Annotated in this window: 3 protein-coding genes and 1 pseudogene; all 4 read right to left on the bottom strand. The window is 68.7% G+C overall.

Annotation, left to right across the window (positions count from 1 at the left end):
• A partial coding sequence (locus QK444_RS33120; RefSeq protein WP_282785982.1) for a serine/threonine-protein kinase occupies positions 1-807 on the bottom strand: 807 nt, incomplete at its 3' end.
• A gap of 34 nt (positions 808-841) precedes the next feature.
• A complete protein-coding gene (locus QK444_RS33115; protein WP_282785981.1) occupies positions 842-2,314 on the bottom strand; it encodes a penicillin-binding protein 2 in 1,473 nt (490 codons plus the stop codon).
• Entirely contained in the window at positions 2,311-3,783 is a 1,473-nt protein-coding gene (locus QK444_RS33110) for an FtsW/RodA/SpoVE family cell cycle protein (RefSeq protein ID WP_282785980.1), read from the bottom strand. Before QK444_RS33110 ends, QK444_RS33115 begins: the two co-directional genes overlap by 4 nt.
• Positions 3,783-4,341, bottom strand: a pseudogene (locus tag QK444_RS33105) (serine/threonine protein phosphatase); the annotation flags it as partial. The pseudogene QK444_RS33105 and the gene QK444_RS33110, both read right to left, overlap by 1 nt.

The raw sequence follows: 4,341 nt of genomic DNA, 5'->3' as shown, positions 1-4,341 counted from the left end.
CGCGTCGGCGAATTCGCCGCCGCTGGTGTAGCGCTGACCCGGCTCCTTGGCCATGGTGATCTCGATGAGCTCCCGCACGTTCGGCGGCAGGTCCGGCGGCAGCGGCGGCGGGGTCTCCCGCACATGCTTCATGGCGACGGTGAGCGCCCCGTCGCCGGTGAAGGGCCGCTGTCCGGCCAGCGCCTCGTAGCCGACCACGCCGAGCGAGTACACGTCGGAGGCGGCGGTGGCGTCCTCGCCGGTGGCCTGTTCGGGCGCGATGTACTGGGCGGTGCCCATGACCATGCCGGTCTTGGTGACCGGGGAGGCGTCGACGGCCTTGGCGATGCCGAAGTCGGTGATCTTCACCTGGCCGGTCGGGGTCACCATGATGTTGCCGGGCTTGACGTCGCGGTGCACGACGCCCGTGGCGTGCGCCACCTGGAGCGCGCGACCGGTCTGCTCGAGCATGTCCAGGCCCTGCGCCACCGACAGTCGGCCGAGCCGGTTGAGAACGGCGTTCAGCGGTTCACCGGACACCAATTCCATGACCAGGTAGGCGGTTTCGCCGCCCGCCGGGTCCATGGTCTCGCCGTAGTCGTAGATGCCGGCGATGCCGGGGTGGTTGAGCTGCGCGGTGGTCTTGGCCTCGGTGCGGAACCGGTGCCGGAAGGTGGGGTCGGTCGAGAACTCCGCCTTCAGCACCTTCACCGCGACCCGGCGGTCGAGGCGGGTGTCCAGGGCTTCCCAGACCTGTCCCATTCCGCCGGTGGCGATGAGGCGATGCAGCCGGTAGCGGTCGGCGATCAAGGCACCGTTGGTCAGCATTCCAGCCCCCGTCCAGCGAGCACGTTCATATCGTTCAGCCCCCCGCCAGTCCGGCGTCGAGCACCGCGCGGGCGACCGGCGCCGCGACGGAACCACCGGTCGCGGCCAGGGCGCGGTCACCGCCGTTCTCCACGATGACCGCGATCGCGATCTTCGGATTCTGCGCCGGCGCGAAGGCGATGTACCAGGCGTGGGGCGGGGTGTTGCGGGGATCGCTGCCGTGCTCGGCGGTGCCGGTCTTGGAAGCGATCGTGTAGGGGCTGCGGCCCCCGCCCTGGGTGTTCTTCTCCGATTCCATCATCAGAGTGGTCAGTTGGGACGCCACCTGGGCGTTCACCGCCTGACCCACCGACATCGGTTTGGTGGTGCTGAGCACGCTGAGATCCGGGCCTTGCAGTTGGTCGACCAGGTAGGGCCGCATCCGGACGCCGCCGTTGGCGATGGTGGCCGCGATGACCGCGTTGTCCAGTGGCGTGAGCGCCACGTCGCGCTGGCCGATGCTGCTCTGTCCGAGCGCGGCGCCGTCCGGGATGGTGCCGACGGTGCTGTCCGCCACGGGAATCGGGATCCCCTCGTGCTGTCCGATACCGAACGCGGCCGCTTCGTCCTTGAGCTTCGCGGACCCAACCTTGATACCGAGCTCCACGAAAGCGGTGTTACAGGACAGTTTGAACGCGGTGGTCAGTGATGCGGTCTGGCTGTCGCCGGGGCCGCAGTGGTTGCCGTTGTAGTTCTCCAGCGTGGTGGCGGTGTCGGGCAGGGTGATGCGCGACGCGGCCGTGAACTGGTCGTCCGGCTGGGCGATGCCCGCGGACAGCGCGGCGGCCGTGACCACCACCTTGAAGGTGGAACCGGGCGGATAGGTCTGCGACACAGCGCGGTTCAGCATGGGTGAGCGCGGGTCCTGCTGCAGGTCGTTCCAGGTCTGGGTGACCGCGGCGCCGTCGTGGCTGGACAGCTGGTTCGGGTCGTAGCTGGGGGTGGACACCATGGTGAGGATGCGCCCGGTGCTCGGTTCGATGGCCACCACCGAACCGGTGTACCCCTTCGAGGTGAGCTGCTCGTAGGCGACCTTCTGCATGACCGGGTCGATGGTGGTGACCACATTGCCGCCACGCGGATCGCGGCCGGAGACCAGATCGACGAGATGACGGCCGAACAGCTGGTTGTCGGAGCCGTTGAGCACCGAGTCCTCGGCGTGCTCGAGCCCGGTGCTGCCGTACTGCATGGAGTAGAACCCGGTCACCGGGGCGTAGGCCGCCGGATCGGTCGGGTAGGTGCGCAGGTACTTGTAGCGGTCGTCGGTGGCGACGGAACTGGCCAGCACCGTGCCCTGCGCCGAGATCTGGCCGCGCTGGCGGGAGTACTCGTCCATCAGCACCCGCACGTTGCGCGGATCGCTGCGCAGGCTGTCCGCCTTGATGACCTGCACGTAGGTGGCATTGGCCAGCAGGGCGACGACCATGATCATCACGGCCATGGCGACGCGACGCAGGGGAGTGTTCACGCGGTGCCTCCCTTCGGAGGTCGCCGCACCATCTCGGTGGGGGCGTCGGCAATGGGTTCGGGGGCGCGCCTGCGCACCGGGGCGGGTGCGCGGGCCGCGTCGGAGATCTTGATCAGCAGCGCCACCAGCGCGTAGTTGGCCAGCAGTGAGGAACCGCCGTACGAGACGAACGGCGTGGTGAGACCGGTCAGCGGAATCAGTTTGGTGACACCGCCGACCACCACGAACACCTGCACGGCGATGGTGAACGCCAGTCCGGCGGCCAGCAGCTTGCCGAAGCTGTCACGCACCGCCAGCGCCGTGCGCAGCCCGCGCACCACGAGCACGGTGAACAGCATGAGCACCGCGGCCAGGCCGACGAGCCCCAGTTCCTCGCCGATGGTGGTGATGATGAAGTCGGTCTTGGCGAACGGCACCTGCGACGGCCGTCCGCTGCCCAGCCCGGTCCCCGCCAGCCCCCCGGTGGCCAGGCCGAACAGCGACTGCGAGATCTGGTAGCCGGTGTTGTTGTAGTCGTCGAACGGGTGCAGCCAGGTCTCCACGCGCACCCGCACATGCCCGAACCTGTTGTAGGCGAAGAGGAATCCGATGGCCAGCAGACCGCCGCCGATGACCAGCCAGCCCACCCGCTCGGTGGCGATGTAGAGCATGGTCAGCACGGTGGCGTAGATGAGCAGCGAGGTGCCGAGATCCTTCTCCAGCACCAGCACAGCGATGCACACCACCCAGACCACCAGGATCGGGCCCAGGTCGCGGGCGCGTGGCAGCTCCAGCCCCAGCACATGCTTGCCCGCCACGGTGAACAGGTCGCGCTTGGCGACCAGCACCCCGGCGAAGAAGATGATCAGCAGCAGCTTCGCGAATTCGCCCGGCTGCACGCTGAATCCGGGCAGTCGGATCCAGATCTTGGCGCCATTGACCATGGAGAACCGGTCCGGCAGCAGCGCCGGAATGCTCAGCGCGATCAGGCCCATCAGTCCCAGGGTGTAGGCGTAGCGCGCCAGCGTGCGATAGTCGCGCAGCGTGATGAGCAGACCCAGGAACACCACCATCCCCAGCCCCGTCCACAGCACCTGCTGATTGGCGTCGGGGGAGGGGATGGCCGTGGAGTTGAAGACGGCGTCCTGCTTGTCGGCCAGATCCAGGCGATGGATGAGCACCAGCCCCAGACCGTTGAGCAGCGCCACGATCGGTAGTAGCACCGGGTCGGCGAAGGCCGCGAAGCGCCGCACCGCCAGATGCGCTACCCCGAACAGCGCCAGGTACGCCAAACCCAGTTTGGCGATATCCCAGCTGATGGACTGTTCCTGGCTGGCCTCCACCAGCACCAGCGCCACCGTGGTGACGAGAGCGGCGAGACCGAGTAGCAGCAACTCGATATTCCGCCGGGTGGACGGCGGCGGCGCGGGAGCGAATCCGCCCGGGGGACTGGGAAAGGCCCCAGCGGACGGCGGTGCCGGTGCGGACATCAGTCCGTCACTCTGCAGTTCTGGCCCGCGATCTGCGGGGCCTGGGTGGTGGTGACGGGGGCGCTCGTCGGGGGCTGCTCGCGGTTCTCCGGCGGCCGCAGCTCACCGGTGCGCTCGGCACCCGGCTCGGTCTCCGGCTGGGTGGTGGTGGGCGGCACCGTCGTGGTCGGCGCACCCGTGGCGGGCGGCTGATTCGTCTCGCTCGGCGGCGTCGGCTCCGGTTCGGCGGGCTTCTCGCACGGCGGCAGCAGTTCCCGCTGCGCCAGCGACCGCATCTGCGTCACGGCGTCCTCACGGGACCCGGGCGGCAGGCCCTTCTCGACGGAATCGCGACCGGTGGGCTTGAGATCGTCGAAGGTCAGTTCGCGGCAGCCGGCCGGGAAGTCGGTGCCGGGGGCGACGAGGGACAGTTCGCCATCGCGGGTGACGCACCCGATCTGATCGACATCGTGGATGGAGTAGCCCAGTACCGAACCGGGCAGCCCGCGTAGTACCACCACCCGATCGCCGTCCGCGCCCACATAGTAGTTGCTGCGAATCATGTTGTAGCCGACCGTG

This window comes from Nocardia sp. CC201C, from assembly GCF_030010695.1.
GTDB classification, from domain to species: Bacteria; Actinomycetota; Actinomycetes; order Mycobacteriales; family Mycobacteriaceae; genus Nocardia; species Nocardia otitidiscaviarum.
Note: the sequence above shows the minus strand (reverse complement) of the source record. Positions and strands in the feature narration are given on the sequence as shown.